The sequence below is a fragment of the Anaeromassilibacillus sp. D41t1_190614_C2 genome (genome assembly GCF_015558525.1).
In the GTDB taxonomy this organism is placed as follows: Bacteria; Bacillota; Clostridia; order Oscillospirales; family Acutalibacteraceae; genus Anaeromassilibacillus; species Anaeromassilibacillus stercoravium.
On record NZ_JADMOD010000037.1, the window covers coordinates 1 to 1,278 of the forward strand.

The following is a 1,278-nucleotide window of genomic DNA, read 5'->3' on the forward strand; positions in this document are numbered from 1 at the left end:
TGAACTGCCCCAATTAGTGCGGACAGTACAAAAAGCCCCTATGTAGGAAATATTTTGTATTAAGTGAAGTGGCGCTGCGTCAGTGGCGCCACTCCTGTTTTTGTCTGGATACGCTCATGATTATAGAAATGAATGTAGCTATCTATCATCTCATTTGCTTCTTGGAAAGAGCGAGGCTTGTGCCGGTAGATGCATTCCGTTTTCAAGATTGAGAAAAAGTTTTCTGCCATCGCATTGTCATAAGGATTACCTTTTCTTGACATTGATGGTGTTATGCCGTAAGATTGAGTTAGCTTGAAATATGCTTGGGATGTATATTGAAAGCCTTGGTCGCTGTGGAGCTGCAACTCCGCAGCGACCCTCTTTTTTTCTTTTTTCATCGCTAACTTTATGGTGTCCAGTACGAGATTGACAGTTTGTCGTGTCGCTGTCTTGTATGCTACAATACTGTTGTCATACAGATCTCGGATCATGGATAGGTAAAGTATACCTTCTTCCGTGTGGATATAGGAAATGTCCGTTACCCATTTTTCATTTGGTTTGGATGCCTGGAAGTTTCGGTTGAGCAGGTTCTTATACTTATGGAGTTGCTGGCCAAGGTTCTGCCATTGTCTCTTTCTGCGTATTTCAGACAGGATTCCATATCTTTTCATTATTTTTAGTATCGTTTTGGGGTCACGGTGGATACCCTGGTTTTCTAGCCAGCGGTGCATCCGTCGGTAACCGTAGGTCTGATGGCAGTGCGCTTGGTGTTGGCGAAGCATGGCTACCACAAGGGCATCCCTTTGAGGCTGCCCTTTCCTTTTGACATAGTCATAATAGCCGCTCCGGGAAACCCCAAAGATCTGACACATAACAGCTACCGGATATTCTGTCTTGTGACGGTAGATAACCTCATATCGATACTTCGGCCTCACATCCTTTCTGTGAGCGAGAGAAAATCCCGCAGCAGTTCATTTTCCATTCTCAGCCGTTTGTTCTCATACTTGTATTCCTGCAACGTCTTTGCAGGTTTCCGCCCTCGTGTTTTTGGAACACATTGAACTGCCTTCTTGCGCTCCCGTTTTAGTAGTGCGTGGACAGGACGGTCGCCTTCGAGTCCCAATGCTTCTGCTACTTCTCTCTGGGTCATTCCATCCTCCAGCATCTGTTGAATCTGTGGCAGCAACATCTGTATCTTTTGATATCTTCTTGCCATATACAACTACCCCCTCACGTAGTCATTATCCTACATGAGGGGGCCTTTTGTCCATTGTCCGTTTTTAACGGTTCGGTTCA

At 45.3% G+C, this 1,278-nt stretch carries 2 protein-coding genes; both read right to left on the reverse strand.

The features are described 5' to 3' along the window. Positions 1-59: 59 nt before the first annotated feature. On the reverse strand, positions 60-917 hold the full coding sequence (locus I2G69_RS14005) for an IS3 family transposase (RefSeq protein ID WP_195560998.1): 858 nt from the start codon (positions 915-917) through the stop codon (positions 60-62). Then, complete coding sequence (locus tag I2G69_RS14010) at positions 914-1,198, reverse strand: hypothetical protein (RefSeq protein WP_087233368.1); 285 nt, start codon at positions 1,196-1,198, stop codon at positions 914-916. Before I2G69_RS14010 ends, I2G69_RS14005 begins: the two co-directional genes overlap by 4 nt. Positions 1,199-1,278 lie beyond the last annotated feature (80 nt).

What these genes read in the sequence shown, in the direction of transcription:
- I2G69_RS14010 (WP_087233368.1), bottom strand. Translation starts at nt 1,198, where the DNA reads ATGGCAAGAAGATATCAAAAGATACAGATGTTGCTGCCACAGATTCAA.